Raw genomic sequence first — 21,000 nt, forward strand, 5'->3', positions numbered from 1 at the left:
CGGCGCACGACTATTATCCGGGCAGATCCTCGATCGTCGCCGCCTCGTTCCTGGACAGGTTGATGCCCAGGTTCGCCGCGGCCCGGTCGAGATCGTCGTCGTCGCCGTCGCGCATCTCGATCGCGGCGCCGTCGGAAGACAGCACCTCGACGTTGAGGCACAGCGACTGGAGTTCTTTGAGGAGCACCTTGAACGACTCCGGAATGCCCGGCTCCGGAATGTTCTCGCCCTTGACGATCGCCTCGTAAACCTTGACCCGGCCCACGATGTCGTCGGACTTGATCGTCAGCAGCTCCTGCAGCGTGTACGCCGCGCCGTAGGCCTGCATGGCCCAGCACTCCATTTCACCGAAGCGCTGGCCACCGAACTGGGCCTTACCGCCGAGCGGCTGCTGGGTGATCATCGAGTACGGACCGGTCGAACGGGCGTGGATCTTGTCGTCGACCAAGTGGTGCAGCTTCAGGATGTACATGTAGCCGACCGCGACCGGGTACGGGAACGGCTCGCCGGAACGCCCGTCGAACAGGGTGGCCTTGCCGTCCGCGCCGACCATCACGTCGCCGTCGCGATTGGGCAGCGTGGAGCCGAGCAGTCCGGTGAGCTCTTCGTCGCGGGCGCCGTCGAACACCGGTGTCGCGATATTGCTGTTCGGGGGCGCGGACAGCAGTTCCGCCGGCAAGGTCTCGGCCCAGTCGGGCGTGCCCTTGATCTCCCAGCCGGTCTTGCCGATCCACCCGAGGTGGGTCTCCAAGATCTGGCCGATGTTCATCCGGCGCGGCACACCGTGGGTGTTCAGGATGATGTCAACCGGGGTGCCGTCCGGCATGAACGGCATGTCCTCGGTCGGCAGGATCTTGCCGATAACACCCTTGTTGCCGTGGCGACCGGCGAGCTTGTCGCCGTCCTGGATCTTGCGCTTCTGCGCCACATACACACGCACCAGCTCGTTCACACCGGGAGGTAGATCGTCGTCGTCCTCGCGCGAAAACACCCGGATACCAATGACTTTCCCGGATTGGCCGTGCGGCACCTTGAGCGAGGTGTCGCGGACCTCGCGTGCCTTCTCACCGAAAATGGCACGCAGCAAGCGTTCTTCGGGCGTCAGCTCGGTCTCGCCCTTCGGGGTGACCTTGCCGACGAGAATGTCGCCGTCGCGCACCTCGGCGCCGATCCGGATGATGCCGCGGTCGTCGAGGTCGGCGAGCACGTCATCGGAGATGTTCGGGATGTCCCGGGTGATCTCCTCCGCGCCCAATTTCGTGTCCCGGGCGTCGACTTCGTGCTCTTCGATGTGGATCGAGGTGAGCACGTCCTGCTCCACGAGGCGCTGGGACAGGATGATCGCGTCCTCGTAGTTGTGGCCTTCCCACGGCATGATCGCGACGAGCAGGTTCTTGCCCAGCGCCATCTCGCCGTTCTCGGTGCAGGGGCCATCGGCGAGTACCTGTCCCGCTTCGACTCTCGCGCCTTCGTCGACGATCGGCCGCTGATTGACGCAGTTGCCCTGGTTCGACCGGGCGAACTTGCGCAGACGGTAGCTCTTGCGCGTGCCGTCGTCGGCCATCACGGTGAGGAAGTCGGCCGAAACCTCCTCCACCACACCGGCTTTCTCGTTGACCACGACATCGCCGGCATCGATCGCCGCCCGCAGCTCCATGCCGGTGCCCACTACGGGTGCTTCGGAACGGATCAGCGGGACGGCCTGACGCTGCATGTTCGCACCCATCAGCGCACGGTTGGCGTCGTCGTGCTCGAGGAACGGAATCATCGCGGACGCGACCGAAACCATCTGGCGCGGCGACACATCCATGAGATCAACCTCGGTGGGCGGGACGAACTCGACCTCGTCGCCGAAGCGCCGCGCGAGCACCTTGCTGTCCAGCAGGCGACCCTGCGCGTCGACCGGGGAGTTGGCCTGGGCGCGGATGTAGCGTTCCTCTTCATCGGCGGTCATGTAGACGACCTCGTCGGTGACCTGACCGTCGACCACCGTGCGATACGGCGTCTCGATGAACCCGAACGGATTGACCCGGGCGAACACCGAAAGATAGCCGATCAGGCCGATACTCGGCCCTTCCGGCGTCTCGATCGGGCACATGCGGCCGTAGTGGCTGAAGTGGATGTCGCGGACCTCGATGCTGGCGCGTTCCCTGGACAGGCCGCCGGGTCCGAGGGCGGATAGGCGGCGCTTGTGGGTCAGACCGGCGAGCGGGTTGTCCTGCATCATGAACTGCGACAGCTGCGAGGTGCCGAAGAATTCCTTGATCGACGCGCTGACCGGGCGGATGTTGATCAGGGTCTGCGGCGTGATGGCCTCGATGTCCTGGGTCGTCATCCGTTCGCGGACCACGCGTTCCATGCGGGACAGGCCGATCCGGATCTGGTTCTGGATCAGCTCGCCGACCGTGCGGACGCGGCGGTTACCGAAGTGGTCGATGTCGTCGACGCCGATCGGCACCTCGGTGCCGCCCGCGGCGGTCATCGTCTTGTCGCCGCGATGCAGGTGGGCCAGGTATTCGATGACCGCGACCAGGTCGGCCTCGGTCAGCGTCGCCGAATCGATCCGCAGGCCCAGCTTCTTGTTGATCTTGTACCGTCCGACGCGGGCCAGGTCGTAGCGCTTCTCCTTGAAGAACAGATTCTCCAGCAGGGTCTGCGCGGACTCCTTGGTCGGCGGCTCGCCCGGACGCAACTTGCGGTAGATGTCCAGCAGCGCCTCGTCGGGGCCTGCCGTGTGATCCTTTTCCAACGTCGACATCATGATCTCGGAGAAGCCGAACCGTTCGACGATCTGTTCGGTGGTCCAGCCGAAGGCCTTGAGCAGCACGGTGACCGGCTGGCGACGCTTGCGGTCGATGCGGACACCGACGCTGTCGCGCTTGTCGATGTCGAACTCCAGCCAGGCCCCACGCGACGGAATGACGCGCGCGCTGTAGAGGTCCTTTTCGGTGGTCTTGTCGACGGATTGATCGAAGTAGACGCCGGGGGAGCGCACCAGCTGGGCGACGACGACGCGTTCGGTGCCGTTGATGATGAACGCGCCTTTGTCGGTCATCATCGGGAAATCTCCCATGAAGACCGTCTGGCTCTTGATCTCACCGGTGTTGTTGTTGATGAACTCCGCGGTGACGAACAACGGCGCCGCGTAGGTCATGTCCTTGTCTTTGCACTCGTCGATGGAGGCCTTGACCTCTTCGAAGCGCGGATCGGACAGCGACAGCGACATCGTGCCGGCGAAGTCTTCGATCGGGGAGAGTTCGGCGAGCACCTCTTCGAGCCCGCCGGCGGTGTTGTTCTCGCCGCGTGCGGCGGCGCGCGCCCGCCACTGCGGTGCGCCGATCAACCATTCGAACGAGTCGGTCTGTACGTCGAGCAGGCCAGGCACGTCGAGCGGCTCACGAATCCTGGCGAACGACACCCGCTTCGGGGCGCCGGGAATACCGGCAATTTCCTGGGCTGTAGTAGTGACTTTTTGGGACGAGACTGACACGGTGCGTCCTTCCGCGACCTCACACTGCTGATGAATTGCGTGTGGTCACCTACCCGAACGAAACTCGCACACTCACGATGAATGAACAGAGTGGGTTTGTGTGGGTCGGACAGGAGGCAGCCAGCGCAACGTCCCAAGTTACTCGCTGAATCTGCGCAGCACAATAGGCATTCGAGAATTGGGTTCACGTAGTAACCACGTCGAATGTTTTCGTCTATGGGAATAGTAACCCCGGGAAGTTCTCCGCGTCAAGACTTTCGGCGGAAATTCGCCGATTCGGCAGGTGGCGAATGGCGGAGCCTAGGTGTGTGCCTCGTTCAGGAAGTCCAGCACGAGCGGACCCGCGACGGCCCGGAACTCGTCGAAGTAGGCGTGCCGGGCGCCGGGGATCAGGTACATGCGGGCGTGCGGGATGCGCTCGGCGAGCAGCGGGGCGTTCGCGGCGGGATTGAAGCGGTCCTCGGTCCCGTGCACGATCAGGGTGGGAGTCGTGATGTCCGGCAAGGCATCCCAGGCATCGTGCTTGTTGCTGGCCATCAGGTGGCGGCGCTTGGCGTACGCGGGCATGGTGGGGTCGCCGAGGGTGTTGTACGGACCTTGGTTGTGCGCCAGCCACTCCGGGGTGTACATCAATTCCAGCAGGGCTTGCCGCGCCGCGTCCGGGTCGGGATCGATGAGCGACTGCCGGATCTCGGGACCGCGTTCGATGGCGTGTCTGCCGCCGGGGGAGGTGCAGCCGAGGATCAGCGCGGCCACCCGTTCGGGGTGACGGGCGGCCAGCCATTGGGCGACGCGACCGCCCATGGAGGTGCCGTAGGCGGCCGCCCGGTCGATGCCGAGGTCGTCGAGCACCGCGACCACGTCGTCGGCGAAACCCGTTGTGCTGTACGGCTCGTCGGGCTTGTCGCTGGCTCCGGTGCCGCGCCAGTCGAGGGTGATGGTGCGATACCGGGTCTCGAAGTCCGCGCGGATCCCGTCCCACCAGTGATGGTTGTTGGCTTGGCCGGCAAGCAGAATCAGCGGGTTGCCCGCCCCGGCGGTCTGGTACGCGAGGCGAACGCCGTTGGCGGCCTTGGCATATGGCATGGTGGCGTTCCTATCGAGTCGGTCGGTGGGTGGGGCGCAGGCCGTCGAGTACGAGTTCGAGGCTGCGGCGCCACGCGGGTGTTCCGGTGGCCTCGCCGAGCAGCGAGAGCGCCCAGATCAGGTGCACGACGTCGTCGTCGCTCGCGTCTGCGCGTACCGCGCCGGCTTTTCGGGCGCGCTCCAGCAGGGTCGACAGGTGCGACAACCCGCGATGGCAGGCCTCGGTCAGCTGGGCCGCGGCGGGATGGTCGCCGGTGAGCGCCTCCAGCAAGCCGCGGTCGGAGGTCATCTGACCCAGTAGTTCCTCGATGAATCCGCTGAACGCCACCCAAGCATCCGGCTCGCCCGCGGCTCGCACGGCGAAGTCATCGATGGCGGCGAGGCGGGGCGGCAGCAGCGCCTCGATGAGTGCGTCGCGGTGCGGGAAGTGGTTGTACAGCGTGCCGATGCTGACCCCGGCCCGGCGCGCGATCTCCTCCAGTGAGCCGTCGAGCCCCTGTTCGGTGAAGACGTCGGCCGCCTCGCGCAACAGCTTCTCGCGATTGCGGGCCGCGTCGCGGCGCATCGGTTTGGTCATGGGGTCCATCCTACAAAAGTCGAGGGGCTCCTCGATTTCGTGCTACTTTATGAAAGTGAGTACCCCCTCAATCTTTCCGAAGGAGATTCATGTCCACCACATCAACCGCAGTGATCGTCGGCGTCGGACCCGGGCTCGGCATGTCCATGGCCAGGCGTTTCGGCAGCGAGGGATATCGGGTCGCACTGGTGTCGCGCAACGGTGCGCGGCACGAGGGCTATCTGAAAGACCTTGCCGCGCAAGATATCGACGCGACCGCCTACGCCGCCGATGTCACCGATCGCGACCGCCTGAAAGCTGTTCTCGCCGAAATCGCCGGTGACGGCGACATCGAGCTGGCCTACTACGGCACGGGTCCGGCGCTGCAACCCGTGCCGATCACCGAAACGGACGCCGCCACAGCGCAATCCGCGTTCGAATGGGTCTGGCCCGCCATCGACATGGTGCACGAGGTGCTCCCGGCCATGCTGACGCGTGGCTCCGGCGCGCTGCTCTTCGCGGGCGGTCTGTCGAGCATCCGGCCCATGCCGATGCTCGGCCAGCTGGCCCTGCCGTCCGCGGCGATCCGCAATTACGCGATCACCCTCAACGCCGCCCTCGCCGACCGAGGCGTCTACGCGGGCACGCTCACCATCGGCGGTCTCATCGAACGCGGCGACATCCACGCCATGGTCTCCGCCGACCCGGGCCGATTCGGTTCGCCCGAGGGCCGCACGCTGAACCCCGACGATCTCGCCGCCACCGCCTGGGACATGTACCGCAGTCGTGACCGGGCCGAAGCGGTCTTCGACCTGTTCGGCGGCTGACCGACCGCGGGCTCACCCGTCGGTGAGGATTCGGGCGGCGGCGTCCAGGCCCTCGGTGGTGCCGACGATCACCAGCAGGTCGCCGGCGGCGAAGGTGAAATCCGGGCCCGGTGACGGGATCACCGCGCCGCCGCGCATGATCGCGACAATGGAAACCCGTGTCCGGGTGCGCATTTCGGTCTCGCCGAGCGGCCGATCGACGTAGGGGGAGCCGCCGAGGATGGAGAACTGGCGGGTGTTCACGCCGTCGAACTCGCGATGTTCCTCGCGCAGCTGAGCCACCAGCTGCGGGGCGCCCAGTAGATTGGCCAGCGCGGCCGCCTCCGACGCCGATAACGGGATCTGGTCGGTGGCCTCGGGATTGTCGGACTTGCTGACGATCAGGTAGATCGTGCCGTCCTTGTGATCGATGACGCCGATGCGGCGGCGAACGCCCTTGACCGGAAAGTCTTTGCGCACACCGATACCCGGCAGGCGCGTCACCTCAACGTTCACTCCTCCAGCGTAACCGCGTGTGCGGCCCGGGGTGTGACGTCGGTCATGACAACTAACCGATCGATCGTTCGTATTGTAGCTTGACGTTAGCTGACTCGCCGGGAGTCAGCGGGAAAGGTGCAGAACCGAGCGCATTGAGGAGATCGACGGTGACCGCTTCACACACGACGATTCGACCGTTGGCGCCGACCGAAGCGGTATATGTCGGCTTGGGATTGTTCGTCGGATACTCCGTTCAAGTGCGTGGTTCCCTGGGCGTCGCGGCGTTGTCCCAGGCGTTCGCCGCGCTGCGGCGGGCGTATCCGGTTCTCGGGTCCCGACTCGTGATCGACGAGCAGGGCATCGCGATAGTCGCCTCGCCCGCGCCGCCGGCGATCCGGGTATTCGACGACGAGGTCGCGTCCGTCCGCTACGGCACCGAGCTGGACGCGACCCGGACGGTCTGCGAACTCCACGTGGTGCGCGAGGGCGAGCGGGCGAATGTGACGTTGCTGATCCATCACAGCGTCGCCGACGGGCATCATTCGCTCGCGGTGCTGGCGGAATTCTGGTCGCTCTACACCGATTTCGTCGGCGGAATGGCGCGCCCGGCGGTGAAACGGCACGACTACCCGAGGTCGCTGGAGGCGTTGTACGCCGAGCGCGGCATCGATGCCGTCGATGCGCGGACTCCTGCTTTCGCGCCGACCGATGCGCCGGAGCTGGACGGCGGGCATCAACTCGTCGAATTGACCGACGTGCGCTGCCAACTCGACGAGACGCAGACCGCGGCCTTGGTCGACTACGGTCACCGGCAGGGCGCGACGATCAACAGCCTGGTGTCGGCGGCGATCCTGCTCGCCATCGCCGAGGTGCACGCGGTGCCGCTGCCCGAACTGCCCTACGCGTTTCTCGTCGAGCTCCGCTCGCGCCTCTCGCCGCCGGTGGCCTTCACCGCTGGCACGAACATCCTTGGCTATGGGCGGTTCATCACCGAGGGCGACTCGGCCGAGCTCGCGGACATCGCGCGGGCGATCGGCGCCCGGCTCGCCACGGATCTGGCCGCGCAGACGATCCACCACACCGCGGTGCAGGCGGCCGGAACCAAAGTCGCTGTGCTGCAAGAACTCCAGCAGGCTCCGGCCGCGGCACTCGCGACGAACTGGGGCAGGATTCCGGCCCTTCGCCATCCAGCCGCGCTCGAACTGGAGGACTTCTGGCCGCTGTTCCACATGGACGTGCCCACGCCGATCGACATCCCCGAGAATCCGACGCCGTTCTTCGTGATCACCGGCTTCGAGGGCCGGTTGAGCGTCGATCTGCTGGCCCCGGAACCGGGCGACGACGACCGCGCGATCGTCGCGGCACTGCGAGCCCGGCTAGAGGCGGCGGTTCAGTCCGCGGGACCCACGAGGTGATAGCGCACGGTCGGGCTCCACAGGAAGAACCCGTTCACCCCGGCCGCGTCCGCGGCGTCGATCTGCGCCCTGACCTCGTCGGGACCGTAGTCGACGCCGAGGCTGAAGTCCTGCAACCAGGGGACGACCTTGGCGGCGGTGCCCTGCGTCTGGGTGCGGAAGTCTTGGAGTGAGCGGTAGATGATGTCGTACGGCTGCGAATTCGGGTTGGCGACACCGTATTCGCCGGCATTCCAATGCGAGGGATACAGCATCGGTGCGATGTAATCGACGTACTTGGCCATCAACGGAATGTCTTGCGCGATCTCGTCGGGCCGGGTGGACGCTATGCCGAACACGGCGGCGCTCAGATCGGCGCCGGCGTCGTGCACGGGATCGCGGCTCTCATGCAGGAATTCGGCGATCGACACGGTGGGCGTGGTGGTCGAGCCGGGGAAATTCATCTGGGACAGCGCGCCGTCCGGGCGTCTGATGTAGTCGTACATGATCCCGTCGAAACCGAGCTTCGCCGCCTCGACCGCGAGATCGATGTTGTATCTGCGCATTTCGGGATTCGCGAAGTTGGTGAAGGCGATCGGACCGTACCTGCTGGAATACGGCCGGCCGGACGGAGTTTGGACGACCCAGTCCTGATGTCCGGCCTGCCACGCCCATTCGGCCATGGTCTTGTCGCGGAAGGCGACGATCCGGCCGACGACTCGAATGCCCATGTCGTGCAATTGGCGTAGTGCCGCGGGGGCGTCGTAGATCCGGGCGACGGCACCCGACTCCTGCGCCAGCGGCACCTGCGAGTCGTAGCCGACGACGCCGTCCTCGTCCTTGATGTCGAGCTGGACGGTGTTGATCCGCCCGTCGCGGCCCATGTTCAGCACGTCCTCGCGGAGGCCGTCGTCGGACCAGCCGTACGCGGTCACGTGTACCGCCTTGATCCGTGGCTGCTCCACGGCCGCCGTGATCGCCTGCGCGGCCTCGTTGCCCGCCGCGTCCACGGCGACCACCTGGGCGCCCGTGTGCGCGCGGGACATGGCGATCTCGAACGTGCCGTCGCCGGCCGGCGTCACGGCCTGGGTGCCGACCGACACGCGCTCGGCCCCTTCGGCTTTGCCGCGCACGGTGACCGGCTGGCGGTAGGAGGTCACACCCGTCGGCTGGGTCAGCGTCAACGCGGGCGGCTCGTTGTCGACCGTGAACGTCTTCGACACGCCCGGACCGGTGCGCAGGAAACCGAGGAAGTTCGGCGGGATCTCGGCGGTGAACTTGTGCTCGCCGTCGGGCAGCGCTCCCGGCCGGTAGACGACGGTATTGCCGTCGACCGTGCCGGAGACCGGCGCACCGTCGAGCGAGAGCCGCATGGCCGCGGGGTCGTAGGCACCCGCGTCGACTCGCAAAGTCATGGTGGACAACGTCGTTGCGCCGACCAAATTGTTCGGCAGCCCGGTAACGGTCAGGCCCCGGGGTTCGGTGCGCACCCAGCTCAGGGTGACGGAGGCGATGAGAATCAATGAGACGGAGATAACCAGGACCGCCGCCAACCGCCGGTGTCCTGTAACGCCTAGTCTTTCTAGCAACGCGCACACCAACTTTCGTCAGAAGATCGCTCAACTATCGCGGGTTCGGCCCGCGCCCGTCGCTACTTTGCCCGAGTTCCTTACACAACGAAATGGTCTGGCTCGCGTACTGTTCGCACGGTGGCGAAGAACGCGACTATCTGTGTTCGAGTTATGTTGTCGGTGCTGGTGTCGACGGCCGCGGCGTGTGCCGCGAACCCCGGCCCGGCCAATCTCGCGGGCCCGATGGAGAGTTCGCCGCCATCGGTGCGTCCCGCACCAGATCCGGCCGCGGTCGCGGCCAATGAACTGGGTGTGGTGCCCGTGCTCATGTATCACCAACTGGCGGCGGCGCCGGACAGCGAATATGACCAGACGCCAGCGAAATTCCGCGCCGAACTCGAGCGGATATACCGGGAGAACTACCGTCCGGTGACCACGGCCGCCTATGTTTCCGGCGCTATCGATCTGCCCGCCGGCGCGCATCCGGTGGTGCTGACCTTCGACGACTCGACGCTGAGCCAGCTCGCGTTCACCGCCGACGGCAAGGTCGCGCCGGACACCGTGGTCGGCATCCTCGAGCAGTTCCGGACCGAGCATCCCGATTTCGCGCCGACCGCGACGTTCTACGTCAACAATCAGCCGTTCGGTGACGACCCGCGCGCCCTGTCCTGGTTGGCCGCACACGGATACGAGATCGGCGCCCACACCGCGACCCACGCGAACCTCGCCCAGCTCGACCGCACCGGAGTGCAGCGCGAGCTGGCGGACAACGTCCGCGCGATCGGGTCGGCGGCACCGGGCCGGGTGCGGACGATGGCGTTGCCGCTCGGTATCTCCCCGTCCGACCGGAGCCTGGCCACCGCGGGCAGCTGGGACGGGACAAGCTATGCGTTCGAGGCGGTGATGCTGGTCGGGGCCGAGCCCGCCCCGTCGCCATACGGTGATCTGGATGCCACGGCGATTCCCCGGATTCGTTCCGGCAGAACAGCAGTCGACTTCGACTCGACCTACTGGCTCGATCGGCTCGCCGCGAATCCGGAGCAGCGCTATACCTCGGACGGCAATCCACAGCAGATCTCTTTTCCGGCGCGCCTGTCCGGGACGCTGAACCCACGGTGGTCGGTTCAGGCCAGGCAGTACTGATCGGAAAGTGCGCAAGGTCGGCCGCACCGGAGTGCGGCCGACCTAGATGCGGGTTCAGTGCCTCACCGCGGCGAGCTGGCCGCTAGTTGTTCGAGGACGGCGACCATTTGGTCGATCTCCTCGCAGGTGTTGTAGAAGGCGAACGACGGACGCACCGTCGCCTCCAATCCGAGGCGGCGCAGAATCGGCTGAGCGCAATGGTGGCCCGCCCGAACAGCGATGCCCTTCTCGTTCAACGCCTTTCCGACCTCGATCGGCTCGTACCCGGCCATCACGAACGACAGCACGCTCGCCTTCTCGGCGGCGGTACCTACCAGCCGGATACCGCGCACCGCGGCGACCCGCGGGGTCGCGTACTCGAGCAATCCATGCTCGTAGCGGGCAATGGCGTCCATGCCGATGCCCTCGACATATTCGATCGCGGCGCCGAGACCGACTGCGTCCGCGATGTTTCCGGTACCGGCCTCGAATCGACCGGGAGGCGGCCGGAACAGCGAACGTTCCAGCGTGACGTCGCTGATCATGTTGCCGCCGCCCTGCCAGGGCGGAACGTCTTGCAGTATCTCGGATTTTCCGTAGACCACGCCGATTCCGGTGGGGCCGAACAGCTTGTGGCCGGAGAACACGAAGAAATCGGCGCCGATCGAGCGCACGTCGATCCTGGTGTGCGGCACCGATTGCGCCCCGTCGACCAGGGTGACCGCTCCGGCGCGCTGCGCCTCGGCGACGATCTCGCGCACCGGGGTGATGGTGCCGAGCGCGTTCGAAACATGGGCCACCGAAACGAGTTTGGTGCGATCGGAGAGCAGCTTGGTGTACTCGCCGAGCATCAGCTCGCCGTTGTCGTCTACCGGAATGACCTTCAGCACCGCGCCCGTCTCGGCGGCCAGCATCTGCCACGGGACGATGTTCGCGTGGTGCTCCAGGTGCGAGATGATGATCTCGTCGCCTTCGCGAATGTGCTTGCGGCCCCAGGTCTGTGCGATCAGGTTGATGCCCTCGGTCGCGCCGCGGACGAAGATGATCTCCTCCGCCGAGGACGCGCCGATGAACCGGGCCACGATGTCGCGGGCCTGCTCGTAGGCATCGGTGGACCGAGCTGCCAATTCATGGGCGGCCCGGTGGATGTTGGAGTTCTCGTGCTCGTAGAAGTACGAAATGCGCTCGATCACCGCGCGCGGCTTCTGCGTGGTCGCCGCGTTGTCGAACCACACCAGCGGATGGCCGTTCACCTGTTCCCGCAGGATCGGGAAGTCGTTGCGCACCGCGTAGACATCGAACGGCGGATGCGCGTCGGGCAGGTGAGCCGACGCCACCGGTGCGGTCGGCGCCGCGGCCGAGTCCAGGAAATAGAAGCTCGGGGCGGCGGACGGTTGCATACCGGCATCGGGAAAGCGTTGCGGTGACAGCACTTCGCGCAACGACGGCAGAGCGGTGAGGAACGGGTCGTTGTGTATTCCGGCGGTACTCACGGGCGAGTGCGCGGGCCGGCCTGCGGCGTCGGCCATCGGCACGTCACGTCCCCAGCCCGGCACCGACGGTTCCGGCGTACTGCCGCCGGGCGGAGTGGTGCCTGAAAACCCTTGTGCACCAGACGTCGATCCGCCAGTGGGCGCGGTGCCGTTGATACCCGGCACCGAAGGCTCGGGAGTGCGCCCGCCGGGTGGCGCGGCGCTCGAAACACCCTGTGCGCCTGACGATGCCGCCTCCGGTGTATGCCCACCCGGATGCGCGGCACCGGAAAACCCCGGCGCCCCAGCCGCTGTCGCCGTCGGCACCGGCGAAGGCGCCGGCACGTTCGGCGGTGAGGTCGGCATATCCGGCTGCACCATGCTCACGCCCATCGGCGCGGCGGGCGAACCCGCCGCGGCCGACGGCAGCGCCGAGAAGAACGCTCCGGCAAGGCGATTCAGCGTCGCCTCGTCCGGCAGCATCCACTCGGCGCCACCGTCGTCCGCTGGGCGCGAGATGTCAGCTCCGGTAGGTCGGTGCGTAGTCATGGAACTTGCCCACCTCGGCTCCGTCGAGCACTGCCACCGCATCGTCGGTCAGGATCGCCAGCGAGCAGTACAGCGACACCAGATATGACGCGATCGCGCTGCGATCGATACCCATGAACTTCACCGACAGGCCCGGTCCCTGCTCACCGGCCAGCCCGGGCTGATACAGACCGACCACACCCTGCCGGGCCTCGCCGGTGCGGATCAGCACGAACTTGGTCTTCCCGCGCTCCACCGGAACCTTGTCCGACGGAATGATCGGAATCCCGCGCCAGGTCAGGAACTGCGACCCGAACATGCTCACGGTCGGCGGCGGCACACCGCGCCGGGTGCATTCCCGGCCGAACGCGGCGATGCCCTGCGGGTGGGTGAGGAAGAAGCCGGGCTCCTTCCAGACCTTGGTGAGCAGATTGTCCAGGTCGTCCGGCGTGGGCGGCCCGGCGATCGTCGAGAGACGCTGCGTCTTCGTGGCATTCGCGATGAGACCGTAGTCCGGGCTGTTGATCAGCTCGCCCTCTTGGTGCTCCTTGATTGCCTCGATGGTCAGCCGCAACTGTTGAGCAATCTGATCGTGCGGGCTCGAATACAGATCCGAGACACGGGTGTGCACGTCGAGAATCGTGTGCACGGCCTTGAGGCGGTACTCCCGTGGGTCTCGCTCGTAGTCGATAAAGGTCTCCGGCAGCGGAGACTCGTCGAAGTTATCGCACTGAATATCGACGGTTTGTTCGTGCGTGACCCGGTTACGCCGGTAGATACCGGCTTCGACGGGCACCCAGTTCAGCAGATGGACCAACCACCGAGGGGTGATCGACTCCATCTGCGGAACGGACTTTGTTGCATTGGCGAGTGTCCGGGCAGCTTCATCGCCCAGTGCCACCGGCCGGGGAACAGCTTTCGTCATCGAACCACCTTGGGATCGGCAAATCCACCGTTACCAGCTCGCCCATGCTAGCCCCTGTCTCCCGAACTGCCCGGATAGACCCTATTGCCCGCCTTGCGCCGCGTGCCGCGCCTTTGTTGTCGCGCTCAGCGGGTGGTGCGTTCGCCGCCGTTGACCGCCAAGACTTGGCCCGTCACCTGCCGCGCCGCGGGCGAGGCGAGGTAGTGAACCGCGGCGGCGATGTCCTCGGGGACGCCGGCGCGGCGGGTGTGCGCCGCGGCGATGAGCGAGTCGCGCCGCTCGTCGGTCAGCTTGTCGCGGAAGAACTCCGTGGCGGAGATGTAGCCGGGGGCAACGACATTCGCGGTGATGCCGCGCGGTCCCAGCTCGGCGGACAGTTGCGTGTTCCAGGAGGCGAGTCCGGCCTTGGCGGCGCCGTAGGCACCCGCGCCCTTGTCTGCGGCGATCGAGCCGATGTTCACCACGGCGCCGGGAGCGGCCAGCCGGTCGCGCAGGGCCGTGGTCATCAGCACCGCGCTGATCAAGTTGGCGTCCAGGTTGGTTCGCCAGGCGGCGGCCACGCTGCGCAGGTCGGCCGGCGCATCCTGGTCGAAGTCGGTGTTGCCGCCCGCGTTGTTGACCAGCACGTGGATCTCGTGGGGGAGCCGGTCGACCAGCGCTTCGATCTGGGCCGGATCGGTCGCGTCGCAGACCTGTGCCGTGACGCCGAGTTCCGCGGCCGTCGCGTGCAGCGGCTCGGGCCGGCGGCCGGTGATCACCACTGTGTCGCCCGCGGCCGCGAAGATCTGCGCGATGGCCCGCCCGATTCCGGTGGCTCCGCCGGTTACCACGATGTTCCGCCCCATGGCGCACTCCTTGATCGAGGACATGTCGAGTAGATTTAGACCTAAACGTACTCATCGTTTAGACCTAAACGCAACCGAGGAGTGGCATGGACGAGAACGACCCGGTCGACGCGATCGCCCTCGCCTGGCTCCGGGAGCGGCCGGGTACGCCGGTCGACGGCATCGGCGTCGTGACCCGAATATGGCACTTGGCCAAGGCTTTCGGCGACGACCGCCGCCGAGTACTGGCGGTGGAAGACACCGACGCGGCCACCCTCGATCTGCTCAGCGTGCTGCGCCGCAGTGGTTCGCCGTATCAATTGACCACTCGGGAACTCAGGGACCGCACCATGCTCACCGCGGGCGCGATCTCTCAACGGGTCGCGCGTGCGGAGGGGGAGGGTCTGGTCACCAGAGCGCCGCTGGACGACGGTTCGCGTGCGGTCGTCGTCTCGCTGACCGCCGCGGGCCACGCCATGATCGAGCGATTGGTCGACCATGTATTGGGGCGCGAGTACGACTTGCTCTCCGCCCTGACCGCGGAACAGCAGGCCGACCTGACGGAGCTGCTTCGAATCCTGCATCAGGACCTGATGACCCGACTCGGCACCCACAAGGTCACGCAGGTCGGCTCCGACGACGCCTGAGCACGCGAAAGCTGTTGTGTGTCAGCGCAAGGCGAGCGCGAGGAAGAAGTCGACGCGGTCTTCGAGGCGCGAGAGGTCGCGTCCGGTCAGTTCCTCGATGCGCTGGATGCGATACCGCAGAGTGTTGACGTGGACGTGCAGCAGATCCGCACACTTGGTCCACGACCCGGAGACCTCGAGGAACGTTTCCAAGGTATGCACGAGGTCGGCCCGATTGTCCTGGTCGTAGGTGGTGAGCGGGTCGAGCAGGCGGAGCCGGAACATGCGGCGCACCTCGTCGGGGACCGAGGCGAGCAGCAGCATGTGGGTAGCGAGTTCGTCATGGCCGACGACGCTGGCGGGTTGTAGTCGGCCCGCCGCCATGCGACGCGCGTAACGGGCTTCCTCCACGGCACCGCGCAGGCCCTCGCCATCGACGACACCGCTGACGCCGACGGATAGTCGGCTGCCGCGTAGCCCGGGCTCCAAAGCGGTTACCGCGCGGTTGATTTCGTCGATCACCGGAGTATCCGGTCCGGCCGGGATCAGCGCGATCGCCTCGCCGTCCACCACGCCCGCGGCCGGCCTTCTGCCGTACAGGATTTCGCGCAGCAGCACGCGTAACTCGCCGGGCCGCAACGTGTCATCGGCGGCGGCCGCCACCGCGATGTAGGTCTCCGCGGGCCCGAGCCCGGTGAGTTCCAACCGCGAGATGATCTCGGTCGGCTTGGCATCGGACACGATCAACTCGATGAGTTCCTGAGCGAGCCGCCCCTCGGCGCTCTGCCGGTCGTCCTGGCGAGCCCGTTCCAGCGAGACAACGGCCGCGAGCTCGCCGGCCAGCGCGCGACGCTCCTCGGGCCATTCGGTGTAGTCACCTTCGAAGACCAGGAACCAGTCCGCGGCCCGCGAGGTCCGGTGCTCATCGACCGCGAACAGGGAAAACCGGCTGCCACCGTGCAGAAATGCCAGCGGCAGCCGCCGAGCGCTGAGAAACGCGGTGGTCACCTCGACCGGCGGCGGCGTGCCCGGCCCGGCCACGGCCCGTCCGGTCGAGGACACCACCCAACATCGCATGCCCAGATCGCGTTCGATCAGTTCCAGCACCGAACCGAGCCCCGCGCCGGAAACCAGCTGCCGGTGCCGATCCAGGATCGCGGTCAGATCCGCCGCCCGCCCGGTCGACAGATTGCGGGTGATCTGCTCGGTGACCGCGGCGAACGCGACCGTCTCCGGCACCCGGAACAGCGGAATCCGATGCTTACGGCAGGCCTCGACCACGTCCGGTGGCGCACCGCCGTATCTGGCGTCACCCGCGGCCATCCCCGCCACTCCGGCCTGGGCCAGCGCGCGCACGAACACCTCGCTGTCGGCGGGATCATGCCGCCACTGCAAGCCGGTGAGCACGAGCTCCCCGCCGGACAGGTAGCGACCAGGATCGAGCATGTCCGTGGTCACCACCCAGCGCACGAACCGGTCCAGCTCTTCCTCGCCGGTGACGAGTTCCAGTCCCAGGTCCGCCATGGTCAGCAGTGATCGAAGGCGCACGCTGCGAAGGCTAACAGTCGCACCCCTGGTAAACGCCCTTGGACATTCGCACAAAGAGTTGGGTGTGAACTGGCGCACAGTTCAGATTTCTCGTTTCTAGCTGCGGTTCTCCTCGGCGGGTGTACTTGCGGAACAGATTGGCGAACCCCGACAGGAGGTCAGATGGCAGGCGACATCGGATGGCTCAACTCGCTGCCACCGGACCGGGCCGAGCAGGAATTGCTGACCTGCTGCGCGTCCCGGCAGTGGGCGCAGAAGGTGGCGGCGTCCCGGCCCTATCCGGATGCCGGGAGTGCCACCGCCGCGGCGGTCGCCGGCGTGTGCGAGCTGAGTTGGCCCGATGTCGAGGAGGCGCTGTCCGCGCATCCGCGCATCGGCGACCGGGCCAAGGCGGAGTTGTCCGAGCGGGAGGCGGCGTGGTCGCGCGGCGAGCAGTCCGGCGCCGCGGGCGCCGACCTCGCCGTGCGCACGGAGCTCGCGGCGGGCAACCTGGCCTACGAGGAGCGCTTCGGCCACGTCTTCCTGATCCGCGCCACCGGCCGCAGCGCCGAGGAGATGCTCACCGAGCTGCGCAAGCGCCTGGCCAACTCCGAGCTGGACGAGCGGATCAAGGTGCAGAGCGAACTCGCGGACATCACCCGGCTGCGCGTGCGAAAACTGCTGGGGGACAAGTGAGTCTGTCCACGCACGTGCTGAACGCGGTGACCGGGCGTCCGGCCGCCGGGCTACGGGTCCGGCTGTCCAGCGCCGACGGCACCGTGCTCGCCGAGCGCCACACCGACGACGACGGCCGGATCAAGGACCTGCCCGCGCCCGAAACCGGCACGCACCGGCTGACTTTCGACACCGGCGAGATCAGCCCCTTCTACCCCACGGTCGCCATCGACTTCACCGTCGCCGACCCGGCGGCGCACTACCACGTGCCGCTGCTGCTCAGTCCGTATTCCTACTCCACCTATCGAGGTAGCTGAACAATGTCGATCAAGCTCGGACCGAACCGATATGGCAAAGCGGAGACCCATGTCGTCAGGGTGACGAAAAACGGTGGCGTGCACGAGATCCGGGATCTCAACGTCGGGGTGGCGCTGTCCGGCGACATGGACGACGTGCACCTGACCGGCGACAACGGCGCGGTGCTGACCACCGACACGCAGAAGAACACGGTCTTCGCCTTCGCCAAGGAGCACGGCATCTCCTCGCCCGAGGCGTTCGGTGTGCTGCTGGCCCGGCATTTCGTCGATTCGCAGGCGACCATCCACCATGCGCGGGTCAGCGTCGAGGAGTACGCCTGGGAGCGCATCGTGCTCGGCGGCGGCAACGAGCAGCACTCGTTCGTCCGCTCCGGCCAGGAGGTGCGCACCGCGCGGGTGCACTACGACGGCGAAAAGGCTTGGGTCGTCGCGGGTTTGCAGGGTCTGGTGGTGCTCAACTCGACCGGTTCGGAGTTCCACGGGTACCTGAAGGACAAGTACACGACGCTGAAGGAAGCCCACGACCGCGTGCTCGCCACCGAGGTCAACGCGGAGTGGCGGTTCACCGGCGAGCCGGGCGACTGGGACAAGACCTACCGCGAGGCCAGGCAGGCGCTGCTGGAGGCGTTCGCCGAGACCTACAGCTACTCGTTGCAGCAGACGCTGTACGCGATGGGCGAGCGAGTGCTCAACGCCTGCCCCGAGATCGGTGAGGTCCGGCTGTCGCTGCCCAACAAGCACCACTTCACCGTCGACCTGTCCGCCTTCGGTCTGGACAACGACAACGAGGTGTTCTACGCCGCCGACCGCCCGTACGGCCTGATCGAAGGCACCGTGCTGCGCGAGGACGCGCCCGCGGCCGGCCCGGCGTGGGAGTGACGATGGATTTCCTGCGACCCACCAGCTGGGCGGACGCCCTGGACATCAAGTCCGGCCGCCCGGACGCCACCCCGATTCAGGGCGGCACCGACATGATGGTCGAGCTGAACTTCGACAAGGGCCGTCCGAGCGCCCTGCTCGACCTCAACCCGTGCCGGGAGTTGTTCGAGTACCAGGAGATCGACGGCAAGATCCGCATCGGCTCCGGCGTGCCGTACGTGCGGATCATCAACCGGCTCGGCAATCAGCTGCCCGGTCTGGCGCAGGCCTCCCGCACGGTCGGCTCGCCGCAGATCCGCAACCGCGGCACGGTCGGCGGCAACCTCGGCGGCGCCTCGCCGGCCGGTGACGCGCATCCCGCGCTGCTCGCGGGCAACGCGGTGGTCGAGGTCGAATCCGCGGCCCGCGGCACCAGGATGATCCCGATCGACGACTTCTACATCTGGGTGCGCAAAAACGCCTTGGAGGCCGACGAACTGATCAGCGCCGTCTGGCTGCCGCCGGCCGAAGGGCCGCAATACTTTTCGAAGGTCGGCACGCGCAACGCCATGGTGATCGCGGTGTGCTCGTTCTCGATCGCGCTCTACCCGAGCAACGGGACGGTACGGACCGGCATCGGCTCGTCCGGGCCGACCCCGTTGCGCGCCGAGCCCGCCGAGGAATTCCTGGCCACGCAGCTGCCGTGGCACGATCCCGCACCGCTCACCGACCGGGTGCTGCGCGAGTTCGGCACGCTCGTCTCCGCCGCCGCGAAGCCGATCGATGACGTCCGCGGCACCGCGGACTACCGCAAACACGCCCTCTCGGTGCTGGCCCGCCGCACCCTGGGCTGGGCATGGACGGACTACCTGACAGAAAGGAAGGCAGCCTGATGCGCGTGACCTTCGACGTGAACGGCTCCACGGAGACCGTCGACGACGTGTGGGAGGGCGAGAGCCTGCTCTACATGCTGCGCGAGCGGATGGGCCTTCCGGGTTCCAAGAACGCCTGCGAGCAGGGTGAATGTGGTTCCTGCACGGTCTATTTGAACGGCACGCCGGTGTGTTCCTGCCTGGTCGCGGCCGGGCAGGCCGAGGGCTGTTCGGTGCGGACGGTCGAGGGCCTGGCCAAGGGCGCGAAGCTGGATCCGATGCAGCAGGCGTTCGTCGAGGCCGGCGCGGTCCAGTGTGGTTTCTGCACACCGGGTCTGATCGTCCAGGCGCACGACCTGATCGAGCACAATCCCGAACCCTCCGACGCGGAGATCCGCGAGGCGCTGGCCGGAAACCTTTGCCGTTGCACCGGATACGAGAAGATCCTCGACGCCGTGCGGCTCGCGGCAGCGCGAAAGGCGGGGGCGCGATGAGCAAGGTCGTCATCGAAAACGCTTATATCGCACCGGTGGTCGGCCCGGAGATCGCCTCCGGGTATCTGGTGATCGCGAACGGCCGGATCGAATCGCTCGGCGCGGGACCGGCGCCCATCGTGCCGGACGCGCAGCGCATCGACGGCACCGGCTGCCTGGTCACCCCCGGTCTGGTCAACACCCACCATCACCTCTACCAGTGGGCGAGCCAGGGGCTGTTCCAGGATTCGACGCTGTTCGAATGGCTGACCGGGCTCTACCGGCTCTGGGCGGGCATGGACGCCGACGTCGTATACGGCGCGGCGTCAGCGGGATTGGGCTGGCTGGCGCTGACCGGCTGCACCACCAGCAGCGATCACCACTACGTATTCCCGAAGGGCCGCGGCGACCTGTTCGACGCCGAGGTCCGGGCCGCGCACGAGCTCGGCCTCCGGTTCCACCCGTGCCGCGGCTCGATGGACCGCGGCCAGTCCGACGGCGGCCTGCCGCCGGACGAGGTGGTCGAGGACCGCGACGAGATCCTGCTGAACACCGCGGAAACCATCGACAAGTACCACGATCCGTCGTTCGACTCGATGCTGCGGGTCGCGGTCGCGCCCTGCTCGCCGTTCTCGGTGAGCGAGGGGCTGATGACCGACGCGGCGCTGCTGGCGCGCACCAAGAACGTCCGGCTGCACACCCACCTCGCCGAGACGCTCGACGAGGAAGAGCACTGCCGCGAGCAGATGGGTTGCACGCCGGTCGAATACATGGAGAAGCTCGGCTGGCTGGGCGAGGACGTGTGGTTCGCGCACGCGGTGCACCTGCACGACGCCGATATCCGCCGCTTCGCCGAGACCGGCACCGGCTCGGCACACTGCCCCAGTTCCAACGCTCGCCTCGGTGCCGGCATCGCCCGGGTCTCCGAGTTGCTGCGGGCCGGTGCGCCGGTCGGCCTCGGCGTCGACGGCGCGGCGTCGAGCGAACTGACCTCGATGGCGGGGGAGATGCGCCAGGCCATGCTGTTCCAGCGGGCCGTGCACGGACCCACCGCGCTCACCGCCCGGCAGGCGCTGGAGATCGGAACCCTCGGCGGCGCCCGCAATCTCGGCCGTCAGCAGGAACTCGGCAGCCTGGAGGTGGGCAAGCTCGCCGACATCGCGATGTGGCGGGTGGACGGTTTCCGGGCCGCGGTCGAGGATCCGGTGTGCGCGTTGGTCTTCGGGCCGACGCCGCCGCTGGCGCGGTTGCTGGTCGGCGGTCGGACGATTGTAGAAAACGACGAACTGCGCACGGTGGCGCACGACGCGGTAGGCCGAGCCGGCGCTGCCGCTCGGCTACGGCTCATGCGAGGGCAGGCATGACCACGTCGCGCCTGCG

Annotated in this window: 19 protein-coding genes; 10 read left to right on the forward strand and 9 right to left on the reverse strand. The window is 67.1% G+C overall.

Annotated features, from left to right (window positions below; translation table 11 throughout):
* Positions 1-13: 13 nt before the first annotated feature.
* From rpoB to F3087_RS41780, 3 genes are all read right to left on the reverse strand, one after another.
* Positions 14-3,490 (reverse strand): DNA-directed RNA polymerase subunit beta, encoded by a 3,477-nt coding sequence (rpoB, locus tag F3087_RS41770; protein ID WP_150407724.1) that lies wholly within the window; start codon positions 3,488-3,490, stop codon positions 14-16.
* A 300-nt stretch (positions 3,491-3,790) separates the two neighbouring features.
* Positions 3,791-4,576 carry an alpha/beta fold hydrolase gene (locus tag F3087_RS41775; protein WP_150407725.1) on the reverse strand — a complete coding sequence of 262 codons (786 nt, stop codon included), beginning with the start codon at positions 4,574-4,576 and terminating at the stop codon, positions 3,791-3,793.
* Between the two features lie 10 nt (positions 4,577-4,586).
* Entirely contained in the window at positions 4,587-5,153 is a 567-nt protein-coding gene (locus F3087_RS41780; protein ID WP_150407726.1) for a TetR/AcrR family transcriptional regulator, read from the reverse strand.
* Between the two features lie 89 nt (positions 5,154-5,242).
* Between F3087_RS41780 and F3087_RS41785 the strand changes: the two genes are divergently transcribed.
* The gene (locus F3087_RS41785) at positions 5,243-5,959 is read left to right on the forward strand and encodes an SDR family NAD(P)-dependent oxidoreductase (protein ID WP_150407727.1); all 717 of its coding nucleotides are present in this window, start codon (positions 5,243-5,245) and stop codon (positions 5,957-5,959) included.
* Between the two features lie 12 nt (positions 5,960-5,971).
* Here F3087_RS41785 and F3087_RS41790 read toward each other — a convergent pair whose 3' ends face one another.
* A complete protein-coding gene (locus F3087_RS41790; RefSeq protein ID WP_150407728.1) occupies positions 5,972-6,454 on the reverse strand; it encodes a cation:proton antiporter regulatory subunit in 483 nt (160 codons plus the stop codon).
* 149 nt (positions 6,455-6,603) lie between these two features.
* Here F3087_RS41790 and F3087_RS41795 point away from each other — a divergent pair, with 149 nt between their 5' ends.
* Entirely contained in the window at positions 6,604-7,851 is a 1,248-nt protein-coding gene (locus F3087_RS41795) for a phthiocerol/phthiodiolone dimycocerosyl transferase family protein (protein WP_150407729.1), read from the forward strand.
* On the opposite strand, the gene F3087_RS41800 is transcribed toward F3087_RS41795, so the two are convergent.
* Positions 7,827-9,320, reverse strand: coding sequence for a putative glycoside hydrolase (locus F3087_RS41800; protein WP_223885760.1), 1,494 nt, complete (start codon positions 9,318-9,320; stop codon positions 7,827-7,829). The two genes, F3087_RS41795 and F3087_RS41800, sit on opposite strands and share 25 nt — an antisense overlap.
* 219 nt (positions 9,321-9,539) lie before the next feature.
* Between F3087_RS41800 and F3087_RS41805 the strand changes: the two genes are divergently transcribed.
* Positions 9,540-10,544 (forward strand): polysaccharide deacetylase family protein, encoded by a 1,005-nt coding sequence (locus tag F3087_RS41805; RefSeq protein ID WP_223885761.1) that lies wholly within the window; start codon positions 9,540-9,542, stop codon positions 10,542-10,544.
* Between the two features lie 62 nt (positions 10,545-10,606).
* On the opposite strand, the gene F3087_RS41810 is transcribed toward F3087_RS41805, so the two are convergent.
* The 3 genes from F3087_RS41810 to F3087_RS41820 form a co-directional block, all read right to left on the reverse strand.
* On the reverse strand, positions 10,607-12,544 hold the full coding sequence (locus F3087_RS41810; protein WP_150407730.1) for a family 2A encapsulin nanocompartment cargo protein cysteine desulfurase: 1,938 nt from the start codon (positions 12,542-12,544) through the stop codon (positions 10,607-10,609).
* Complete coding sequence (locus tag F3087_RS41815; protein ID WP_150407731.1) at positions 12,516-13,448, reverse strand: family 2A encapsulin nanocompartment shell protein; 933 nt, start codon at positions 13,446-13,448, stop codon at positions 12,516-12,518. The genes F3087_RS41810 and F3087_RS41815 overlap by 29 nt, the downstream gene beginning before the upstream one ends.
* Before the next feature lie 125 nt (positions 13,449-13,573).
* On the reverse strand, positions 13,574-14,293 hold the full coding sequence (locus F3087_RS41820; RefSeq protein WP_150407732.1) for an SDR family NAD(P)-dependent oxidoreductase: 720 nt from the start codon (positions 14,291-14,293) through the stop codon (positions 13,574-13,576).
* 86 nt (positions 14,294-14,379) lie between these two features.
* On the opposite strand from F3087_RS41820, the gene F3087_RS41825 reads away from it, so the two are divergent.
* Entirely contained in the window at positions 14,380-14,919 is a 540-nt protein-coding gene (locus F3087_RS41825; RefSeq protein ID WP_150407733.1) for a MarR family winged helix-turn-helix transcriptional regulator, read from the forward strand.
* 21 nt (positions 14,920-14,940) lie between these two features.
* Here F3087_RS41825 and F3087_RS41830 read toward each other — a convergent pair whose 3' ends face one another.
* A complete protein-coding gene (locus F3087_RS41830) occupies positions 14,941-16,446 on the reverse strand; it encodes a PucR family transcriptional regulator (protein WP_150407734.1) in 1,506 nt (501 codons plus the stop codon).
* 162 nt (positions 16,447-16,608) lie between these two features.
* Here F3087_RS41830 and uraD point away from each other — a divergent pair, with 162 nt between their 5' ends.
* Genes uraD through F3087_RS41860 form a run of 6 tightly spaced genes read left to right on the forward strand, consistent with a single transcriptional unit; the run spans position 16,609 to position 20,984 of the window.
* Positions 16,609-17,121, forward strand: a complete 513-nt coding sequence (gene uraD, locus F3087_RS41835; protein WP_150407735.1) for a 2-oxo-4-hydroxy-4-carboxy-5-ureidoimidazoline decarboxylase — start codon at positions 16,609-16,611, stop codon at positions 17,119-17,121.
* Positions 17,118-17,417 carry a hydroxyisourate hydrolase gene (uraH, locus tag F3087_RS41840; RefSeq protein WP_150407736.1) on the forward strand — a complete coding sequence of 100 codons (300 nt, stop codon included), beginning with the start codon at positions 17,118-17,120 and terminating at the stop codon, positions 17,415-17,417. Before uraD ends, uraH begins: the two co-directional genes overlap by 4 nt.
* 3 nt (positions 17,418-17,420) lie before the next feature.
* Positions 17,421-18,296 carry a factor-independent urate hydroxylase gene (pucL, locus tag F3087_RS41845; RefSeq protein WP_150407737.1) on the forward strand — a complete coding sequence of 292 codons (876 nt, stop codon included), beginning with the start codon at positions 17,421-17,423 and terminating at the stop codon, positions 18,294-18,296.
* 2 nt (positions 18,297-18,298) lie between these two features.
* On the forward strand, positions 18,299-19,168 hold the full coding sequence (locus tag F3087_RS41850; RefSeq protein ID WP_150407738.1) for an FAD binding domain-containing protein: 870 nt from the start codon (positions 18,299-18,301) through the stop codon (positions 19,166-19,168).
* Entirely contained in the window at positions 19,168-19,641 is a 474-nt protein-coding gene (locus F3087_RS41855) for a (2Fe-2S)-binding protein (RefSeq protein ID WP_150407739.1), read from the forward strand. Before F3087_RS41850 ends, F3087_RS41855 begins: the two co-directional genes overlap by 1 nt.
* Positions 19,638-20,984: an 8-oxoguanine deaminase gene (locus tag F3087_RS41860; protein ID WP_150407740.1), complete on the forward strand. Its 1,347-nt coding sequence runs from the start codon at positions 19,638-19,640 to the stop codon at positions 20,982-20,984. Before F3087_RS41855 ends, F3087_RS41860 begins: the two co-directional genes overlap by 4 nt.
* The last annotated feature ends 16 nt before the right edge of the window (positions 20,985-21,000 follow it).

The sequence above is a fragment of the Nocardia colli genome (genome assembly GCF_008704205.1).
In the GTDB taxonomy this organism is placed as follows: domain Bacteria; phylum Actinomycetota; class Actinomycetes; order Mycobacteriales; family Mycobacteriaceae; genus Nocardia; species Nocardia colli.